The organism is Mycobacterium sp. NGS54 (assembly GCF_059812465.1).
The window spans coordinates 792221-811128 of the sequence record NZ_JCALCS010000002.1; the positions used below are offsets into that span (position 1 = coordinate 792221).

At 70.7% G+C, this 18908-nt stretch carries 18 protein-coding genes; 7 read left to right on the top strand and 11 right to left on the bottom strand.

Going from position 1 to position 18908, the window contains the following annotated elements; all coding sequences use genetic code 11:
* Positions 1–32 precede the first annotated feature (32 nt).
* Together nusA and rimP are read right to left on the bottom strand one after the other, a co-directional pair.
* Positions 33–1076 carry a transcription termination factor NusA gene (gene nusA / locus AC5Y5E_RS08545; protein WP_499902534.1) on the bottom strand — a complete coding sequence of 348 codons (1044 nt, stop codon included), beginning with the start codon at positions 1074–1076 and terminating at the stop codon, positions 33–35.
* Positions 1073–1624: a ribosome maturation factor RimP gene (rimP, locus tag AC5Y5E_RS08550; protein WP_499902535.1), complete on the bottom strand. Its 552-nt coding sequence runs from the start codon at positions 1622–1624 to the stop codon at positions 1073–1075. The genes nusA and rimP overlap by 4 nt, the downstream gene beginning before the upstream one ends.
* A gap of 182 nt (positions 1625–1806) precedes the next feature.
* On the opposite strand from rimP, the gene AC5Y5E_RS08555 reads away from it, so the two are divergent.
* Both AC5Y5E_RS08555 and AC5Y5E_RS08560 read left to right on the top strand, forming a co-directional pair.
* Positions 1807–2346: a twin-arginine translocation signal domain-containing protein gene (locus AC5Y5E_RS08555; RefSeq protein ID WP_499902536.1), complete on the top strand. Its 540-nt coding sequence runs from the start codon at positions 1807–1809 to the stop codon at positions 2344–2346.
* Complete coding sequence (locus tag AC5Y5E_RS08560; RefSeq protein WP_499879823.1) at positions 2343–2789, top strand: ferritin-like domain-containing protein; 447 nt, start codon at positions 2343–2345, stop codon at positions 2787–2789. Before AC5Y5E_RS08555 ends, AC5Y5E_RS08560 begins: the two co-directional genes overlap by 4 nt.
* A 7-nt stretch (positions 2790–2796) precedes the next feature.
* On the opposite strand, the gene AC5Y5E_RS08565 is transcribed toward AC5Y5E_RS08560, so the two are convergent.
* The 8 genes from AC5Y5E_RS08565 to mqo all read right to left on the bottom strand — a co-directional run bounded on the left by AC5Y5E_RS08565 (position 2797) and on the right by mqo (position 13290).
* Positions 2797–4545: a proline--tRNA ligase gene (locus tag AC5Y5E_RS08565; protein WP_499902537.1), complete on the bottom strand. Its 1749-nt coding sequence runs from the start codon at positions 4543–4545 to the stop codon at positions 2797–2799.
* 118 nt (positions 4546–4663) lie between these two features.
* On the bottom strand, positions 4664–6256 hold the full coding sequence (locus AC5Y5E_RS08570) for an MFS transporter (RefSeq protein ID WP_499902538.1): 1593 nt from the start codon (positions 6254–6256) through the stop codon (positions 4664–4666).
* A gap of 22 nt (positions 6257–6278) precedes the next feature.
* The gene (gene cobA / locus AC5Y5E_RS08575) at positions 6279–7505 is read right to left on the bottom strand and encodes a uroporphyrinogen-III C-methyltransferase (RefSeq protein WP_499902539.1); all 1227 of its coding nucleotides are present in this window, start codon (positions 7503–7505) and stop codon (positions 6279–6281) included.
* A gap of 9 nt (positions 7506–7514) precedes the next feature.
* Complete coding sequence (locus AC5Y5E_RS08580; protein WP_499902540.1) at positions 7515–8882, bottom strand: cobyrinic acid a,c-diamide synthase CobB; 1368 nt, start codon at positions 8880–8882, stop codon at positions 7515–7517.
* Positions 8879–9493, bottom strand: coding sequence for a cob(I)yrinic acid a,c-diamide adenosyltransferase (gene cobO / locus AC5Y5E_RS08585; protein ID WP_499902541.1), 615 nt, complete (start codon positions 9491–9493; stop codon positions 8879–8881). Before cobO ends, AC5Y5E_RS08580 begins: the two co-directional genes overlap by 4 nt.
* A gap of 16 nt (positions 9494–9509) precedes the next feature.
* Complete coding sequence (locus AC5Y5E_RS08590) at positions 9510–11336, bottom strand: magnesium chelatase subunit D family protein (RefSeq protein WP_499902542.1); 1827 nt, start codon at positions 11334–11336, stop codon at positions 9510–9512.
* Entirely contained in the window at positions 11333–11806 is a 474-nt protein-coding gene (locus AC5Y5E_RS08595; protein WP_499902543.1) for a GNAT family N-acetyltransferase, read from the bottom strand. Before AC5Y5E_RS08595 ends, AC5Y5E_RS08590 begins: the two co-directional genes overlap by 4 nt.
* A complete protein-coding gene (gene mqo, locus AC5Y5E_RS08600) occupies positions 11803–13290 on the bottom strand; it encodes a malate dehydrogenase (quinone) (protein ID WP_499902544.1) in 1488 nt (495 codons plus the stop codon). Before mqo ends, AC5Y5E_RS08595 begins: the two co-directional genes overlap by 4 nt.
* Before the next feature lie 80 nt (positions 13291–13370).
* On the opposite strand from mqo, the gene AC5Y5E_RS08605 reads away from it, so the two are divergent.
* Both AC5Y5E_RS08605 and mtr read left to right on the top strand, forming a co-directional pair.
* Positions 13371–14393, top strand: a complete 1023-nt coding sequence (locus AC5Y5E_RS08605) for an alpha/beta hydrolase (protein ID WP_499902545.1) — start codon at positions 13371–13373, stop codon at positions 14391–14393.
* Between the two features lie 10 nt (positions 14394–14403).
* Positions 14404–15783, top strand: coding sequence for a mycothione reductase (mtr, locus tag AC5Y5E_RS08610; protein WP_499902546.1), 1380 nt, complete (start codon positions 14404–14406; stop codon positions 15781–15783).
* Here mtr and AC5Y5E_RS08615 read toward each other — a convergent pair.
* Complete coding sequence (locus tag AC5Y5E_RS08615; protein ID WP_499902547.1) at positions 15766–16254, bottom strand: Fur family transcriptional regulator; 489 nt, start codon at positions 16252–16254, stop codon at positions 15766–15768. The two genes, mtr and AC5Y5E_RS08615, sit on opposite strands and share 18 nt — an antisense overlap.
* A 97-nt stretch (positions 16255–16351) precedes the next feature.
* Here AC5Y5E_RS08615 and nicT point away from each other — a divergent pair, with 97 nt between their 5' ends.
* Genes nicT through hypB form a run of 3 tightly spaced genes read left to right on the top strand, consistent with a single transcriptional unit; the run spans position 16352 to position 18640 of the window.
* A complete protein-coding gene (nicT, locus tag AC5Y5E_RS08620) occupies positions 16352–17431 on the top strand; it encodes a Nickel transporter NicT (protein WP_499902548.1) in 1080 nt (359 codons plus the stop codon).
* A 59-nt stretch (positions 17432–17490) separates the two neighbouring features.
* Positions 17491–17826 (top strand): hydrogenase maturation nickel metallochaperone HypA, encoded by a 336-nt coding sequence (locus tag AC5Y5E_RS08625; protein WP_499902549.1) that lies wholly within the window; start codon positions 17491–17493, stop codon positions 17824–17826.
* A 28-nt stretch (positions 17827–17854) separates the two neighbouring features.
* The gene (hypB, locus tag AC5Y5E_RS08630) at positions 17855–18640 is read left to right on the top strand and encodes a hydrogenase nickel incorporation protein HypB (protein WP_499902550.1); all 786 of its coding nucleotides are present in this window, start codon (positions 17855–17857) and stop codon (positions 18638–18640) included.
* Positions 18641–18908: the final 268 nt, after the last annotated feature.

Below are 18908 nucleotides of genomic sequence, written 5' to 3' on the forward strand. Positions count from 1 at the left end.
CCGAACCGCCCGCACAGGCCCGTTACGTCAGGTCAGTGATCGTGCGCCACGGGGTGACCGGCGCCGTGTTCGGCCTGGCTCTCGGCGTGCCCCGGCGAATCCCCGCGAATGTCGATGCGCCAGCCGGTGAGTCGGGCGGCCAACCGCGCGTTCTGGCCCTCCTTGCCGATGGCCAGCGACAGCTGGAAGTCGGGCACAACAACGCGGGCGGCCCGGGCGGTCTGGTCGATGACCGACACGGAGACCACCTTGGCCGGCGACAGCGCGTTGGCGACGAACCGGGCCGGGTCGTCGTCGTAGTCGATGATGTCGATCTTCTCTCCGGAGAGCTCGCTCATCACGTTGCGGACCCGCTGGCCCATCGGGCCGATGCAGGCGCCCTTGGCGTTCAGGCCGGGGACGTTCGAGCGCACCGCGATCTTGGAGCGGTGCCCCGCCTCCCGGGCCACCGCCACGATCTCCACCGACCCGTCGGCGATTTCGGGGACCTCCAGCGAAAACAGCTTGCGGACCAGGTTGGGGTGGGTGCGCGACAGCGTGATCAGCGGCTCGCGGGACCCGCGCGTCACGCCGACGACATAGCAGCGGACCCGGTTGCCGTGCTCGTAGCTCTCGCCGGGGACCTGTTCGGCCGCCGGGATCACGCCCTCGGATGCCTTGGTCTCGGTGCCCATCCGCACCACGACCAGCCCACGCGCGTTGGCCCGGCTGTCGCGCTGGATCACCCCGGCCACGATCTCCCCCTCGCGGGTGGAGAACTCGCCGTAGGTGCGCTCGTTTTCGGCGTCCCGGAACCGCTGCAGCATCACCTGGCGCGCGGTCGTCGCGGCGATGCGGCCGAAACCCTCGGGGGTGTCGTCCCATTCGCTGATGACGTTGCCGTCCTCGTCGGTCTCGCGGGCCATCACCTTGACGACGCCGGTCTTGCGGTCGATCTCGATGCGGGCCTCGTTCTGGTGGCCTTGGGTGTGCCGGTAGGCGGTGAGCAGCGCGGATTTGATGGTCTCGAGCAGTTCGTTGACCGAGATGCCCCGGTCCACCTCGATCGCGTGCAGTGCGCCCATGTCGATGTTCATGCTCCGGCCTCCGTCCTAGTCGGCCGACCCCCGAACGGCCCAGTCGCCAATTCCAGCTCCGCCTGGGCTGGCGGTGAAAACTCAACCTGCACAACGGCTTTTACGATCTCGGCGAGCGGGACCTCGCGCACCGTCCAGTCCCGGCCCGTGCGAACCACCACCGCGACGGTGCCATCCCGGGTCTCGCCGACGCGCGCGGTCAGCTGCGATCCGTCGGACAACACGACCTCCACCTTGCGGCCGCGGGCGCGGCGGAAATGCTTCTCGCTGGTCAGCGGGCGGTCGACGCCGGGCGAACTGACCTCCAGCACGTAGCGGTCGCGGATGGCGTCGAGAAGGTCCGAGCCGTCGAGCAAAGCCGAGGCCGAACGCGACAGGGTGGCGATCGTGTCGAGGTCGAGGGGGTCGTCGCCATCGGCGATCACGGTTATCCGCGGCGGGCGCGCGCGGGTGTCGACGACCACGTCTTCGATTTCGTAACCGGCGCGCGCGAATTCTGCGTCGAGTAGCTCGATCACCTGCGTCTGCAAAGGTAGCCCGGTGGTCACGGCGAGCTCCTCATCTTGAGTTGTCCGGTCATCTGGCGGATGTCGCCACCCGGGTGGTTTCCGGGTGGTTTCCGGTGCGAGTCAGCTATCAACGATACGCCAGGAATCGCCGATGACGGCGTGATCGCGCGTGGTCACGGTCCTTGGACCTGCCCCCCTTCACGCAATGGCAGGATGTTGCTGTGCCTAGCGGAGGACCGGTCACCAACCGGCGGGGTGTGCTCGCCGGCGCCGCGGCCCTTGCCGCGCTCGGGGTGGTCGCGTCCGCTTGCGGCGAGTCGCAGCCCAAACCGCCCGCCGCCGAAAACCTGGTGGGGCCGCTGGACCAGGCCCGCAAAGACAGCGCGCTGGCCGGCGCCGCGGCCACGGCCGTGGGTCTCGCCCCCCAGGTCGCGGCGGCGCTGACCGTGGTCGCGACCCAGCGCGCCGCGCACGCCCGCGCGCTGTCCACCGAGATCTCCCGGGCGGCCGGCAAGCTCGCCCCGTCGGGGAGCGAGACGACGGGCACCAGCCCCAGCCCCACCCCCGCCGAGCCGCCGGGCCCGCCACCGCCGCCGCCGCCGGTGCCCGACGTGATCAATTCGCTGCGCGCGTCCGCGGAGAGTGCCAGCCGGCTGGTGACGACCGAGTCGGGTTATCGGGCCGGGCTGCTGGCGTCGATCGCCGCGTCGTGCACAGCATCCGCGACCGTGGCGCTGGTGCCCGGGGGACCGTCGATATGACGTCGGGCAAAGACGCCGACAACGCGGCGCTGTGCGACGCGCTGGCCATCGAACACTCGACGATCTACGGCTACGGCATCGTGTCCGCGCTGTCACCGCCCAGCGTCAACGACATGGTGGTGCAGGCCCTGGGCGAGCACCGCCAGCGCCGCGACGACGTCATCGCGATGCTGGCCGCGCGCAAGGTCACCGCGCCGGTCGCCGCGGCCGGCTACCAGCTGCCGATGCTGGTGGGCAGCCCGGCGGACGCGGCGCGGCTGGCGGCCCGGATGGAGAACGACTGCGCGACGGCGTGGCGCGCGGTGATCGAGCACGCGGAGACGGCGGATGACCGCGCGTTCGCCGCGAACGCCCTGACGCAGAGCACGGTCATGGGCGCCCGGTGGAACCGGGTGCTGGGCGCGTGGCCCATCACGACGAGCTTCCCGGGCGGCAACGACTAGCGGGCGCTTACCCGTTCAGGGCCGCCACGATGTCGGTGGCCAGCGAGGCGCCCACGGTCAGCTCGCGGGTCTGCCCGTCGAAGCGATCCCGCAGCTCGACCTTGCCGTCGGCCCAGCCCCGCCCCACCACGACGATCCGCGGCACCCCCAGCAGCTCGGCGTCCTTGAACTTGACCCCGGGCGACGCCTGGCGGTCGTCGAGCAGCACCTCGATGCCCAGCCGGTCCAGGTCGGCGGCCAGCGCGGTCGCCCCGGCGCGGGCCTCGGCGTCCTTGTTGGCGATGACCAGGTGCACGTCGAACGGCGCGACTGCCGAAGGCCAGCGCAGGCCCAGCTCGTCGTGGTGCTGCTCGGCGATGACGGCCACCATCCGCGACACGCCCAGGCCGTAGGAGCCCATGGTCAGGCGCACCGGCTTGCCGTCCTCACCGAGGACGTCGACGGTGAAGGCGTCGGTGTACTTGCGGCCGAGCTGGAAGATGTGCCCGATCTCGATGCCCCGGGCGGACACCAGCGGGCCGGCCCCGTCCGGGGACGGGTCGCCGTCGCGCACCTCGGCGGCCTCGATGGTGCCGTCGGCCGTGAAGTCCCGGCCAGCCACCAGCCCGACGACGTGCCGGCCGGGCTCGTCGGCCCCGGTGATCCAGCTGGTGCCGTCCACCACCCGCGGGTCGACAAGGTAACGAACGCCGTTGTCGCGCAACGCTTTCGGCCCGATATAGCCCTTCACCAGGAACGGGTACTTGGCGAAGTCCGCGTCGTCGAGCAATGCGTAGTCGGCCGGTTCCAGCGCCGCGCCCAGCCTCTTGTCGTCGACCTCCCGGTCCCCGGGCACCCCGATGGCCAGCAGCTCCCACTCGCCGCCCGGCTGGCGGACCTTGAGCAGCACGTTCTTCAGGGTGTCGGCCGCGGTGACCTCGCGGCCCAGGCCCGCCGTGTTGGCCCACTCGACCAGGGTGGCGATCGTCGGGGTGTCGCCGGTGTCGTGGACCACCGCCTCGGGCAGCCCGCCGATCGGGCGCGCCTCCGGGCGGGCGGTGACCACGGCCTCGACGTTGGCCGCGTAGCCGGACTCCAGGCAGCGCACGAAGGTGTCCTCGCCGACCGGGCTCTCCGCCAGGAACTCCTCCGACGCGCTGCCGCCCATCGCGCCGGAGACCGCGGACACGATGACGTAGCGCACCCGCAGCTTCTGGAAGATGCGCTGGTAGGCCTCCCGGTGCGCGTGGTAGGCGGCCTTGAGCCCGGCGTCGTCGATGTCGAACGAGTAGGAGTCCTTCATCAGGAACTCCCGGACGCGCAGGATGCCGGCCCGAGGGCGGGCCTCGTCGCGGTACTTGTTCTGGATTTGGAACAGCAGCAGCGGAAAGTCCTTGTAGGAGCTGTACTCGCCCTTGACCGTCAGCGCGAAGAGCTCCTCGTGCGTGGGCCCCAGCAGGTAGTCGTTGCCGCGGCGGTCCTGCAGCCGAAACACCCCGTCGCCGTATTCGGTCCACCGGTTGGTCGTCTCGTACGGTGCGCGCGGCAGCAGCGCCGGGAACAGGATCTCCTGGCCGCCGATCGCGTTCATCTCGTCGCGCACGATCCGCTCGATCCTGCGCAGCACCCGCAGCCCCAGGGGCAGCCAGCTGTACAGCCCGGGCGCGACGGGCCGCACGTAGCCCGCCCGAATGAGCAGCTTGTGGCTGGGCACTTCGGCGTCGGCGGGGTCGTCGCGCAGGGTGCGCAGGAACAGCTCGGACATCCGGGTGATCACAGCGGGCAAGCCTAGCGGCGGCCGAGTGGCTGCGGAAAATCGGTGCGAAAGTGCAACTGCCGACGCAATTCCCGAGTGGGCCCGTCGCTAACCGCACGCTCGCGACAGGTCAGGCGAGCTAGATCTCGCCGGCGTCGAGCGCGTCCTTGACCTCTTGCGCGTGGGCGACCTGCTGCGGCGTGTAGCCGATGAACAGCGCCGCCGCACCGACGAAGATCGCCGCCCCGGCCAGCCACAGCAGGCCGTAGGTATAGCCGTGGTCCAGGGCCCGCAGTTGCGCGTCGTTCATGAACTTCACCGGGCCGGTGGTGCCGCCCAGGTACAGCGTGCGGGAGGTGATCACGGCCTGGATGACGGCCAGCACCAGCGGGCCGCCCAGGCTCTGCAGCATCAGCGTCATAGCCGAAACCGGGCCGATCTGGTCGAACCCGACGCCGGCGATCGCCGACAGGGTCAGCGGGACGACGGCCATGCCGATGCCGATGCCGCCCACGACGATGGGCACCACCAGGTTGGGGAAGTAGGGCACGCCCCGATGCATGAAAAACGAGCCGTAGATCATCGCCCAGAAAAGCAGAAGTCCGCCGCCGATCGTCAGCACGCGCGGGGAGAACCGCGACACCAGCTGCGACGAGATGCCCAGGCCGATGCCCATCGCGATGACGAACGGGATGAAGCCGACGCCGGCGCGCAGCGCGCTGTACCCCAGGATGTCCTGCACGTACAGGCCGATGCACACCGTCAGGCTGAACATGACGCCGCCGGCCAGAAAGATCGCGACGAACGTGACCAGCCGGTTGCGGTCGCGGAACAGCTTGAACGGGACGACGGGATTCTCGGCGGTGCGTTCCACCATGACGAAGGCGAGCGCCGCCGCCATCGCGACCGCGCCCGAGCCGATGGTGGTGGTCGAGATCCAGCCCTTCGCCGGACCCATCGAGAAGGCGAACACGGCGGCGGTGCAGGCCAGCGTGGCCAGGATGGCGCCGGTGGCGTCGAGCTTCATCCGCTCGCGGTTGGTTTCGCGCAGGGCGGTGCGGGCCAGGTAGATCATCGCCAGCCCGATCGGCACGTTCACCAGGAACGCCAGCCGCCACGAGACCTCGGTGAGCGCGCCGCCGACCACCAGGCCCATCACGGAGCCGATCGCGGTCATCGCGGCGAACACGGCCGTCGCGGCGTTGCGCGCCGGCCCCTTGGGGAACGTGGTCGCCACCAGCGCCAGACCGGTCGGCGACGCGATGGCCGACCCGATGCCCTGCAGCAGCCGGGCGATGACCATGGTCGCCTCGTCCCAGGCGACCGCGCACAGCACGGAGGAGATGGTGAACAGCGCGACGCCGACGATGAACGTGCGCTTGCGCCCGATCGTGTCGCCGAGGCGCCCACCCAGCAGCATCAGCCCGCCGAACGTCAGCACGTACGCGGTGATCACCCAGCTACGGCTGGCGTCGGAGAGGCTCAGCTCGTTCTGGATCTTAGGAAGCGCGACGATCGCGACGGTGCTGTCCATGGTCGCCAGCAGCTGCATGCCGCCGATCGCGATCACGGCCGCGATGAAACGCCACGAAGGCAGCCACGCGGGCGAATACCTGCCGATACGTGAGGAGGCGGTCTCCGCCGGCGGCGTAGCGCGCACCGGGGCCGGACGATCGGGGCGTGCGGACGTCCAATTTTGGGCCGCGCGCTCTGCGTCGTTGAGAGCCGTCATAACGGGTTACCTTACAGTAATCTTAAGAATCTTTTAAACGCCGAACGCCGCTCAGGCCCACTACGGCCCCGATCACGATGATCGCGGGAGGTCGGATCCCCTCGGCGCGGATCTTGTCCGGCGTGTCGGCCAGGGTGGCCCGCAACGTGTGCTGAGCTGCGGTTGTCCCGTGCTGCACCACCAGCACCGGCGTCTGTGCAGGTCGGCCGCCCTTTATCAGCACATCGACGAACAGCTCGATGCGTTCGACGGCCATCAGCAAAACGATGGTGCCCCGCATCGCGGCCAAAGCATCCCAATTCACTAACGATTCGGGGTGGCCCGGCGCAACGTGGCCGCTGACCACCACGAACTCGTGATTTATCGCCCGGTGCGTCACCGGAACGCCCGCCAGGGCGGGCACGCCTATGGCACTTGTCACACCCGGCACCACGGTCACCGGGATCCCGGCCTCGGCGCACGCCAGCACCTCCTCATATCCGCGCGCGAACACGAAGGGGTCCCCGCCCTTGAGGCGGACGACGAAGCTCCCGGACCGGGCCCGCTCGATCATGACGTCGTTGATCGCGTCCTGGGCCATCGCGCGCCCGTACGGGATCTTGGCGGCGTCGATGACCTCCACGTGCGGCGGCAGCTCCGCGAGCAGTTCCGGCGGCGCCAGCCGGTCGGCGACCACGACGTCGGCCTGGGCGAGCAGCCGCCGCCCGCGCACGGTGATCAGTTCGGGGTCGCCGGGCCCGCCCCCGACCAGCGCCACCCCGCCGCGCACCACGTCGGAGCTCTCCGGGTCTTCCAGCGTGATGACCCCCTGCTGCAGCGCCTCCCGGATGGCCGACCGGATGGCCGCGGACCGGCGGTGCTCGCCGCCGGCCAGCACCCCCACCGACAACCCGGCGTAGCTGAAGGTCGCCGGGGTCACCGCGGTTCCCTCGACGGCGACGTCGGCCCGGACGCAGAAGATCTGGCTGCGTTCGGCCTCGGCGACGACGGCCGCGTTCACCCGGGCGTCGTCGGTGGCCGCGATCGCGTACCAGGCGCCGTCGAGGTCGCCGTCGCGGTATTCGCGCACCGACAGCACGATTCCGCTCATCGCCTCGACGGCCGGGGTGGCGGTGCGCGTGATGACGTGCACCTCCGCGCCGCTGGCGATGAGCAGGGGCAACCGGCGCTGGGCGACGGTCCCGCCGCCGACGACGACGACCTTCTTGCCGGCCAGCCGCAGCCCGGCCAGGTAGGCGTTGTCGGTCACCCGGCAAGCCTAAGGGGTGTGCGACGGCCGGCCCGCGTGCGCGACGAAGCGCGCCACGGCGCCCGGCGCCGCGGCCGGGTGGGTGTGCAGGTACGACGCGTGCACACCGGCGTGCACGGCGCCGTCGGAGACGGGGTCCGCGTCGCCGCCCCGGTACACCCACGCCGGCTGGTAGCTCCGGGCGAAAGTGACTGCGGTGCGGTGGAATTCGTGCCCGACCACTCGCTCGCCGACGGAATACAGCGGCGAATCGGCCACGGCGACGGCCTCGCGATAGGCCAGCGTGAGGTTCGGCGTGAACCGTGCCGACCCGGCCAGGACCCCGCACATCGGGTGCCCGTCGAGCTCGGCGGCCAGATAGATCAGCCCGGCGCATTCGGCGTGCACGGGCGCGCCGGCGGCGGCCAGCTCGTTGATCTGGCGGCGGACAACGTCGTTGGCGGACAGCTCCGCGGTGAACTGTTCGGGAAAGCCGCCGGGCAACAGGACCGCGTCGGCGCCGGCGGGCAACGCGTCGACGAGCGGGTCGAACTCGGCGACGTCGGCGCCGGCGGCGCGCAGCAGCTCCGCGTGCTCGGCATAGCCGAAGCTGAAGGCCCTCCCGGCCGCCATGGCGACGGTCGCGCGCACCGGCGCCCTCTCCCCCACCGCCGCGACCGGGTCCCACGGCTCGTCGGCGCAGCCGCAGCGGGCGACCGCCACCACGGCGGCCAGATCGACGTGGCGGGCGATCAGGGCGGTCATCGCCTCCACCGCGTCGTGCGCGCGGCGCCCATACTCCACGGCCGTGACGAGACCGAGATACCTTGTGGGCAGCTCCAATTCGGCGGTGCGCGGGATGGCGCCCAGCACCGGCACCCCGGCCTGCTCGCAGGCCTGCCGCAGCACCTGCTCGTGCCGGGCCGATCCGACCCGGTTGAGGATCACGCCGGTGACGCGGGTGGCAGCGTCGAAGGTCGAAAACCCGTGCAGCAGCGCGGCGATGCTGTGACTCTGGCCCCGCGCGTCGACCACCAGAATCACCGGGGCGCCCAGCAGGCCGGCGACGTGCGCGGTGGAGCCCGCCGCGGGGGCCGTCGTTCCGATGCGCCCGTCGAAGAGCCCCATCACGCCCTCGACCACCGCGATGTCCGCGCCGGCGGCGCCGTGCGCGTAGAGCGGGCCGATGAGCCGCTCCCCCACCAGCACCGGATCCAGGTTGCGGCCGGGGCGCCCGGCGGCCAGGCCGTGGTAGCCCGGGTCGATGAAGTCCGGGCCGACCTTGAACGGCGCGACGGCATGGCCCGCCGTTCGCAGGGCCCCTATCAAACCCGTTGCGACGGTGGTCTTTCCACTTCCCGATGCGGGCGCGGCGATGACCACCGCGGGGACGCTCACCACTCGATGCCCTTCTGCCCCTTGCGCCCCGCGTCCATCGGGTGCTTGACCTTGGCCATCTCGGTGACCAGGTCGGCGGCGTCGACCAGCCGTTGCGGGGCGTCGCGCCCGGTGATCACCACGTGCTGGTGGCCCGGCCTGGCCAGCAGGACGTCGACCACGTCGCCGGTGTCGACCCAGCCCCACTTGAGCGGGTAGGTGAATTCGTCCAGCACGTAGAAGTCGTGGCGCTGCGCGGCCAGCCGGCGCGCGATCTCGGCCCACCCGTCGGCCGCGGCCGCCGCGTGGTCGATGTCGCTGCCCGCCTTGCGCGTCCAGGACCAGCCCGCGCCCATCTTGTGCCATTCGACGGCTCCGCCGGCGCCGTCGGAGTCGTGGAGTTCGCCGAGCCGGGCGAAGGCCGCCTCCTCGCCGACCTTCCATTTCGCGCTCTTGACGAACTGGAACACGGCCACGCGCAGGCCGGCGTTCCACGCCCGCAACGCCATTCCGAATGCGGCCGTCGACTTCCCCTTGCCCGCACCGGTGTGCACCGCCAGCACGGGCGTGTTGCGCCGCGCCCGGGTGGTCAGGCCGTCGTCGGGCACTTCGAGCGGTTTTCCCTGTGGCATGGGCGCTTGTCCTCGCTCAGGCCGCGCCGCGCACGGCGCGCGTGAGATGGTCGGCGCGCAAGTGCTCCAGCCGCACCGCCGGCGCGCCGAGCCGATCGGCGAGCTGGCCGGCCAGCCCCAGCCGCACGTACGACGTCTCGCAGTCGACGACCACCGCGGCGGTGCCTTCGGCGAGCAGCCGGGCCGCCGCGATCCGGCTGCGCCCCAACGGGTCCGGCCCGGCGGTGGCCCGGCCGTCGGTGAGTACGACCACCAGCGGGCGCCGCGCGCGGTCGCGCGCCTTCTCCCGGACGATCAGCTCGCGCGCGGCCAGCAGGCCCTCGGCGAGCGGGGTCTTGCCGCCGGTGTCGAAGCGGGCCAGTCGCCGCCCGGCGATGTGCGCCGACGACGTCGGCGGGAGCAACAGCCGCGCTTCGGTCTGACGGAAGGTGATCACCGCGACCTTGTCCCGGCGCTGGTAGGCGTCGCGCAGCAGCGACAGGGTGGCGCCGCTCACGGCGGCCATGCGATCCCGGGCGGCCATCGAGCCCGAAGCGTCGACGACGAAGATCACCAGGTTGCCTTCGCGCCCCTCGCGGATGGCGCGGCGCACGTCTCCCGGCTCCGGCCGCAGCGGACCCGCCCCGGCGCGCTCGGCGGCGGCCAGCAGGGTCGCGAACAGGTGCAGGCCGTGCGCGCCGGTCTCGCTGCCGCCGGCGGCGGCCACCACGGAGCCGGAGGCGTTGCGCGCCCGCGACCGCCGGCCCGGCGCGCCCTCGCCGACGCCGGGAACGCTCAGCGCCCGGGCGCGAAAGGTCGCCGACGGCGGCGCGCTCGGCTTCGTCGACGGCGCCCGCTGCGGCTTCGAATCATGTTGCGGTTCGGGCGCATCCGCGGCCTCTCCGCCACCCGGCGGATCGGGATCGGGCTCGGGGTCCTCGGTTCCGGCTTGCGCCAATGCCTCGTCCAGCTGGTCGCGATCGATGCCGGGATCGTCGAACGGGTCGCGGCGGCGGCGGTGCGGCAACGCCAGCTCGGCCGCCACCCGGATGTCCTGCTCCTCGACGGTCCTGGCGCCGCGCCACGCGGCGTGCGCGACGGCCGTGCGGGCCACCACCAGGTCGGCCCGCATGCCGTCGACGTCGAACGCCGCGCACAGCGCCGCGATGCGCCGTAATTCGTTGTCCGGCAAGGCCACCTCGTCGACCAGGGCCCGCGCCGTGGCGATCCTGCGGGCCAGCTCCGCGTCCGCGTCTGCGTAACGCGCGGCGAACGCGTCCGGATCGGCCTCGTAGGCCATCCGCTGCCGGATCACCTGCGTACGCACGTCGACGTCGCGCGACGCGCGCACGTCGACGGTGAGGCCGAACCGGTCCAGCAGCTGCGGGCGCAGCTCGCCCTCCTCCGGGTTCATGGTGCCGATCAACACGAAGCGCGCCTCGTGCGAGTGGGAGACGCCGTCGCGCTCGATGTGCACCCGCCCCATCGCCGCGGCGTCGAGCAGCACGTCGACGAGGTGGTCGTGCAACAGGTTGACCTCGTCGACGTAGAGCACGCCGCCGTGGGCGCGGGCCAGCAGCCCCGGGGAAAACGCGTGCTCTCCGTCGCGCAGCACCCGCTGCAGGTCCAGCGATCCGATCACCCGGTCTTCGGTTGCGCCGAGCGGCATTTCGACCAGCCCCGCCGATCCGTTTCCGGTCGCGGCGGACAGCAGCCCGGCCAGCCCGCGCACGGCCGTCGACTTGGCCGTACCCTTCTCCCCGCGGATGAGCGCGCCGCCGATCTCCGGGCGCACGGCACACAGCAGCAGGGCGAGCCGCAGTTGGTCGTGCCCGACGATCGCGCTGAACGGATAGGGCCTCACGGCTGCTCCGCCAGGCCGGAGCGGGAGGGCTTGAGCATGGGCACGTGTGGGATGCCGTCGTCGACGAAATCGTCGCCGGCACGGACGAATCCGTGCTGGGCGTACATGTCGGACAGGTATGTCTGCGCGTCGATCCGGCACGGGTAGTCGCCGACCTCGGCGAGCGCGGCGCGCAGCAGCCGGGTGGTGTGCCCCTGGCCGCGGGCGCTGCGTTTGGTGCACAGCCGGCCGATCCGGAACGCCTTCTCGCCTCCCGCGTGCTCCTCCATCAACCGCAGCGTGCAGATCACCTCGCCGTCGGGCGTCTCAAGCCAGAAGTGCCGGGTTTCGGCGAGCAGGTCGCGCCCGTCGAGCTCCGGGTACGGGCAGGCCTGCTCGACGACGAACACCTCCACCCGCAGCTTGAGCAGCTCGTAAAGGGTCCGGGCGTCAAGGTCTTTGGACCAGGAGCGGCGCAGCGTTTCAGTCATAACGCCGCCAGCCCCAGCGCCTTGGTGCCCCACGCCCAGACGTCGTCGAACAGCGCGGGCTCGCGGGACAGCTCCGTCCCGAGCGACGGCACCATCTCCTTGAGCGTCGGCAGCCACGAGGCGTACCGGTCGGCGAAGCAGCGCGCCAGCACGTCGAGCATGGCCGGCACCGCGGTGGACGCCCCCGGGGAACCCCCCAGCAGGCCGGCGATGCTGCCGTCGCCGGCGCTGAGCACGGTGGTGTTGAAGTCGAGCGCCCCGCCCCGGCGCCTGTCGCGGCGGATCACCTGAACCCGCTGGCCGGCGACCGTCAGCTCCCAGTCCGAATCCGTTGCGGTGGGGGCGAATTCGCGCAGCGCGCGCACGCGGTCGGGCTCGGAGAGCCGCAGCTGGCCGATCAGGTAGTTGACCAGCGGCAGCTGGGTGACCCCGACGCCGAGCATCGACAGCAGGTTGTCCGGCTTGATCGAGCGCGGGAGGTCGGTGAAGTGGCCGTGTTTCAGGAACTTCGGCGACCAGCCGGCGTACGGCCCGAACACCAGCCACGACTTGCCGTTGACGAACCGCAGGTCGAGATGCAGCGCGCCCAGCGGCGGCGCGCCCGGCGCCGGGGTCCCGTACACCTTGGCGCGGTGCGCGGCGGTGAGCGCCGGGTTGTCCGTGCGCAGGAACCGGCCGCCGATCGGAAAGCCGGCGTAGCCCCTGACCTCCTTGATACCCGACTTCTGCAACAGCGGCAGCGCGTCCCCGCCCGCGCCGACGAACACGAATTTGGCGTTCAGCCGGCGCTTTTCGCCCGTGCGGCGGTTGCGGACCAGCAGCGTCCAGCTGCCGTCGGATTGGCGGGTCAGGTTGCGGACCTCGTGGCCGAACAGCGCCGTGGCCCCGCCCCGCACGCAATAGCCGACGAGTTGGCGGGACAGCGCACCGAAGTCGACGTCGGTGCCGTCGGCGGCCCAGTTCAGCGCGGTCGGCTCGGAGAAGTCGCGCTTGGCGGCCATGAACGGCAGCCGCCGCGCGAACTCACCCGCGTCGTCGATCAATTCGGTGCGCGCGAACAGGGGATTGTGCGCCAGCGCGCGCTGCCGCCGCCGCAGGTAGTCCACGCGCCGCGCGCCGCGCACGAAGCTGGCGTGCGGGACCGGGTTGAGGAAGCCGCGGTCGGTCAGGATGCCGTTCTCGATCGCGTACGCCCAGAACTGGCGGGTCACCTGGAACTGCTCGTTGATGCGGACCGCTTTGGTGATGTCGATGGAGCCGTCGGGGTTCTCCGGTGTGTAGTTCAGCTCGCACAGCGCGGAGTGCCCGGTGCCGGCGTTGTTCCAGGGGCTGCTGCTCTCGGCGGCGACGGCGTCCAGCCGCTCGATCAGGGTGATGTCCCAGCCCGGCTCCAGCCGCCGCAGCAACGCCCCCAGCGTGGCACTCATGACGCCGGCGCCCACCAGCGCGACATCGGTGCGCGCGGTTGCGCCTCGGCCTGACACCGTCCCAGGTTATCCCGGCGCCCTCCGGGCACTTACGACGTGCGGCCACCCGTCACCAGCAAAACCTTTAAGCTGGCCTCGTGACTGGCTGGGTGCCCGACGTGCTGCCCGGCTATTGGCAGCACACGATCCCGCTCGGACCCGACCCCGCCGGCGAGGGCGAGATCGTGGCAACGCTGATCCGGCGCGGCGAGCCCACCGGAGCGCGGCACGCCGTCCTGGCCGTACACGGCTACACCGACTACTTCTTCCACACCGAGTTGGCCGACCGCTTCGCCGACCACGGCTTTGCCTTCTACGCGCTGGACCTACAGAAGTGCGGCCGCTCGCGCCGCGATGGCCAGACCCCGCATTTCATCACCGACCTGGCCCACTACGACGCCGAACTCGCGCACGCCCTGGCCGTCATCCGCGCGCCCGACCCGTCCGGCCGGCGAGCCAAGGTGCTGGTCTACGGCCATTCCTCCGGCGGGCTCATCGTGCCGTTGTGGCTGGACCGGTTGCGCCGGCGCGACCCGGCCGCGCACGGCGGCGTCGGCGGCGCGGTGCTCAACAGCCCGTTCCTCGACCTGCACGGCCCCGCGGTGCTGCGCCACTCGGCGACCTCGGCGCTGATCGCCGGCCTGTCCCGGGTGCGGTCCAAGGGCGTGGTCCGCGGGTCGACCGAGGGCGGCTACGGCACCACCCTGCACCGCGACTATCACGGCGAGTTCGACTACAACCTGCAGTGGAAGCCGCTGGGCGGCTTCCCCATCACCCTCGGCTGGTTGCACGCCATCCGCCGTGGCCAGGCCCGGCTGCACCGCGGCCTGGACGTCGGCGTGCCCAACCTGATCCTGCGTTCCGACCACACCGTGGCCGAAACCAGCGACCCGGCGTCCATGCAAACCGGCGACGCGGTCCTCGACGTCACCCAGATCGCCAAGTGGGCCGGCTGCGTCGGCAATCGCACCACCATCGTCCCGGTGCCCGACGCCAAACACGACGTGTTCCTGTCGCTCAACCCCGCGCGCCGGAGGGCGTATCGCGAACTGGACGCGTGGCTGGACCACTACCTCAGCAAAGAAAACGCCGACGCGTCGGCACCCTCGGAGAAGGGGTGACGGACCGGGCATGGAAACGTACGACATCGCCATCATCGGAACCGGTTCGGGCAACACCATTCTCGACGATCGCTACGCGGGCAAGCGCGCCGCGATCTGCGAGCAGGGCACCTTCGGGGGCACCTGCCTCAACGTCGGATGCATCCCGACGAAGATGTTCGTCTACGCCGCCGAGGTCGCCGCGGGGATCCGGGGCGCGGCCCGCTATGGCATCGACGCGCGCATCGATCAGGTGCGCTGGGACGAGATCGTCTCGCGTGTCTTCGGGCGCATCGACCCCATCTCGATGAGCGGCGAGGAATACCGGCGCTCGCTGCCCAATGTCGACCTCTACGAACGGCACACCCGGTTCCGGCCGGTCCAGCCCGACGGGCGATACCTGTTGCGCACCGACGCGGGCGAGGAATTCACCGCCGATCAGGTGGTGATCGCGGCGGGCTCGCGGCCGGTGATCCCCTCGACCATCCTCGCCTCCGACGTGCACTACCACACCAGCGACACCATCATGCGCATCCCCGAGCTGCCCGAGCACCTGGTGATCATCGGAAGCGGCTTCGTGGCAACGGAATTCGCGCACGTCTTTTCCGCGCTCGGGGTGCGAGTCACCCTGGTCGTCCGGGGTTCCACGCTGCTGCGGCACTTCGACGACACCATCTGCAGACGGTTTACCCGCATCGCCGCGCGCAAATGGGAGCTGCGCACCCACCGCATGGTCGCGCGCGCGGCCAACCGCGGCTCCGGCGTCTCCCTGGAGCTCGACGACGGCTCCACCCTGAACGCCGACCTGCTGCTGGTGGCGACCGGCCGGTTGCCCAACGGCGACCTGCTGGACGCCGAACAGGCCGGCATCGACGTCCAGAACGGCCAGGTGGTGGTCGACGAATACCAAAGAACCTCGGCGCGAGGCGTTTTCGCGCTCGGCGACGTCTCGTCGCCCTACCAGCTCAAGCACGTCGCCAACCACGAGGCCCGCGTCGTGCAGCACAACCTGCTGTGCGACTGGGACGACACCGAGTCGATGGCCGTGACCGACCACCGGTTCGTGCCGTCGGCGGTGTTCACCGATCCCCAGCTGGCGACCGTCGGCCTCACCGAAAACCAGGCCATCGCACGCGGATTCGACATCTCCGTCGCCGTGCAGGACTACGCGGACGTCGCCTACGGCTGGGCGATGGAGGACACCACCGGCATCGTCAAACTCATCGCCGAGCGCAACAGCGGATGCCTGCTGGGCGCCCACATCATGGGCCACCAGGCGTCGTCGATCATCCAGCCGCTGATCCAGGCGATGAGCTTCGGGCTGACCGCCGCGGAGATGGCGCGCGGCCAGTACTGGATTCATCCGGCGCTGCCCGAGGTGGTCGAAAACGCGCTATTGGGTCTGGGCTGAGCTCTGGCACCGCGGGCACAGCCCGTGCAGCGTCAGGCCGGCCGCCTCCGACAGCGCGAAGGAGCTGCCCGCCATCGCGTGCTCCAGCGCCGAGCTCAGCTGCCGGGCGGGCACCTCGATGATCGAGCCGCACCGCGTGCACACCGCGTGGTGGTGGGGCGCGGTGGCCAGGCCGTAGGTGGTCACGCCGCCCTCGAGGGTCAGCGCGTGCAGTACCCCCTGATCGACCAGCGTCGTCACCGTGCGGTAAATGGTCGCCACGTCGGGCGGCTGGCTGCCGGGCGGCAGGGACGCGCGCACCCGCTGGTGGATCTCCGCCACCGGCAGGTGCCCGTTGACGGGCTCGAGCACCGCCAACACCTGGATCCGCGACGCCATCCGCCGCAGCCCGTGGGCCCGAAGCAGGTCACCGATCCGTTCGGTGACGGCCGGGTCCAGCGCGGTGGCCTGTTTCGCGGCCTTGGGCGTCATCTTCCCAGTGTCGCGGCCGGCACCCGGGATTGCCAGTTTTGGCCCGCGACTCCTGCAATCCACTTGCACTTGGCTCACGGCCCCTCCTAGTGTCGTGATGGTGGTCAGCAAGCTTCGAAGCGCCTTGGCGCCGGCGGAGTGGTGGCGGCTGGGGTCGATGCTGGCGGTGATCGCCGCGCTGCACCTGATTGGCTGGGGCACCCTGGTGCTGCTCGTCGATCCGGCCCGACTCAGCGTGGGGGGCAAGGCTTTTGGCATCGGTGTCGGGCTGACGGCCTACGCCCTGGGCATGCGCCACGCCTTCGACGCCGACCACATCGCCGCCATCGACAACACCACCCGCAAGCTGATGAGCGACGGGCAGCGCCCGCTTGCCGTCGGCTTCTTCTTCTCGCTCGGCCATTCCACCGTGGTCTTCGCGCTGGCCCTGCTACTGGCGACCGGGGTGAGGGCGGCGCTGGGACCGGTCGAGGACGGCTCCTCGGCGCTGCATCACTACACCGGCCTGATCGGCACCAGCGTCTCGGGCGTGTTCCTCTACCTGATCGCGGCCCTCAACGTCGTCGTGCTGGTCGGCATCCTGCGGGTGTTCGCGCGCCTGCGCCGCGGTCGCTACGACGAGACCGAACTCGAGCGGCAGCTGCAGAACCGCGGGCTGATCAACCGGTTCCTCGGCCGCGTCACCCGATCGATCACCAAGTCCTGGCACCTCTACCCGGTCGGGCTGCTGTTCGGGCTGGGCTTCGACACCGCCACCGAGATCGCGCTGCTGGTGCTGGCGGGCACCAGCGCCGCGGCCGGCCTGCCGTGGTACGCCATCCTGTGCCTGCCCGTGCTGTTCACCGCCGGCATGTGCCTGCTGGACACGATCGACGGATCGTTCATGAACTTCGCCTACGGCTGGGCCTTCGCCAGCCCGCTGCGCAAGATCTACTACAACATCACCATCACCGGGCTGTCGGTCGCGGTCGCGCTGCTGATCGGGACCGTCGAACTGCTCGGTCTGTTCGCCGGCCAGCTGGGCTGGCGGGGCGGGTTCTGGAACTGGATCAGCGGCCTCGACCTCAACGCCGTCGGCTTCGCCGTGGTCGGCGTCTTCGTGCTCACCTGGGCGGTCGCCCTGCTGGTGTGGCGGTACGCGCGCTTCGAGGAAAAGTGGGGTTCGGCCCGGGGCTGACGCATGACCGGGCGTCGACACCCGCCGCGGTTTGCCCCATTCAGGTGTAGAAAAGTGCCATGCACGAGCTGTCGCTGTGCGAGGCCATCGCCGGTCTGGTGAAGACCCACGCCGGGGGCCGGCACGTCGAGGTGGTGCGGGTGCGCATCGGCGCCCTTCGCCAGGTGGTGCCGGAGTCGCTGTCGTTCTGCTGGACGCTGGTCCGGGATTCCGAGGACATGCCGGACGCCGAGCTGGAACTCGAATGCGTCGGCGCCGAGGTGCACTGCCGGTCGTGCGGCCGCGAATCGGAGATCACGTCGGCCTGGTCGATCTGGTGCCCGCAGTGCGACAGCCCCGATGTCGAGGTGCTGCACGGCAACGAGTTCCTGGTGACGTCCTTGGACGTCTCGTGAAAAACGCTCCACCCGAACGGATTTGACAATGGGCAGATTTCACCGGCACGACGACGGAACCGTGCACACCCACGACCACGACCATCCCGATCACGAGCATCCCGATCACGAGCACGGGGACCACAGTCGCTACCAGACGGGCAAGCAGCGCATCGACGTGCTGGAGGCCATCTTCGCCGAGAACGACACCCTCGCCGAGGCCAACCGGGCGGCGTTCGAGAGCCACGGGATCCGCACGCTGAACCTGATGAGCTCCCCGGGATCGGGCAAGACGACCGTGCTGCAGTCCACGCTCGACGAGCTGGCCGGCGAATTCGCGATCGGCGTCATCGAGGGCGACATCGCCACCGACCTGGACGCGGCCAAGCTCAGGGGGCGCGGCGCCCAGGTGTCACTGCTCAACACAAGTAATGGGTTTGGCGGCGAGTGTCACCTCGACGCGCCCATGGTCAACCGCGCCCTGCCCGGCCTGGACCTGCCCGGCCTGGACCTGGTGATCATCGAGAACGTCGGCAACCTGGTCTGCCCGGCGGAATTCGACGTCGGCGAGCACGCCAAGGCCATGGTGTACTCCGTGACCGAGGGCGAGGACAAGCCGCTGAAGTATCCGGTGATGTTCCGATCGGTGGACGTGGTGCTGCTCAACAAGATTGATCTGGTGCCCTACCTGGACGTCGACGTCGACTCGTACATCTCGCACATTCGCGAGGTCAACGCCACGGCCGAGGTCCTGCCGGTCAGCGCGCGCACCGGCGCCGGCATGGGCGCCTGGTTCGGCTGGCTACGGCGATTCGCGGCGAACCCCGACGAGTGATCTTGCCAATCGCTTGCAAGACCGCGGGGATTTTCCGGCCCTTCGTTAGGCTTGCTCACGGGTTGGCCGGCCGCGCGGTCCGCGGGCGAAATCGCCTGCCGGGCAACACCGATCGGTGAACCGACGGGCCAATAGAACGTCTGTATATTCGCCGGCAAACTCTGGACCGTTGACAACCGTCTGAGGCGGGAGTAGACCCAAAATCAGCGCTGCGCAAGTGGGCCGACGGTCGACTCCGGCAGCGCAGGAGCGTTTCAGCCCGGCTCCG

Excerpts from the sequence above, each read along its gene's own strand:
- nicT (WP_499902548.1), top strand. The coding sequence starts at position 16,352 with ATGGTGGTCAGCAAGCTTCGAAGCGCCTTGGCGCCGGCGGAGTGGTGG.
- mtr (WP_499902546.1), top strand. The coding sequence starts at position 14,404 with ATGGAAACGTACGACATCGCCATCATCGGAACCGGTTCGGGCAACACC.
- AC5Y5E_RS08625 (WP_499902549.1), top strand. The coding sequence starts at position 17,491 with ATGCACGAGCTGTCGCTGTGCGAGGCCATCGCCGGTCTGGTGAAGACC.
- AC5Y5E_RS08560 (WP_499879823.1), top strand. The coding sequence starts at position 2,343 with ATGACGTCGGGCAAAGACGCCGACAACGCGGCGCTGTGCGACGCGCTG.
- cobO (WP_499902541.1), bottom strand. The coding sequence starts at position 9,493 with ATGCCACAGGGAAAACCGCTCGAAGTGCCCGACGACGGCCTGACCACC.
- AC5Y5E_RS08595 (WP_499902543.1), bottom strand. The coding sequence starts at position 11,806 with ATGACTGAAACGCTGCGCCGCTCCTGGTCCAAAGACCTTGACGCCCGG.
- nusA (WP_499902534.1), bottom strand. The coding sequence starts at position 1,076 with ATGAACATCGACATGGGCGCACTGCACGCGATCGAGGTGGACCGGGGC.
- AC5Y5E_RS08570 (WP_499902538.1), bottom strand. The coding sequence starts at position 6,256 with ATGACGGCTCTCAACGACGCAGAGCGCGCGGCCCAAAATTGGACGTCC.
- hypB (WP_499902550.1), top strand. The coding sequence starts at position 17,855 with ATGGGCAGATTTCACCGGCACGACGACGGAACCGTGCACACCCACGAC.
- AC5Y5E_RS08615 (WP_499902547.1), bottom strand. The coding sequence starts at position 16,254 with ATGACGCCCAAGGCCGCGAAACAGGCCACCGCGCTGGACCCGGCCGTC.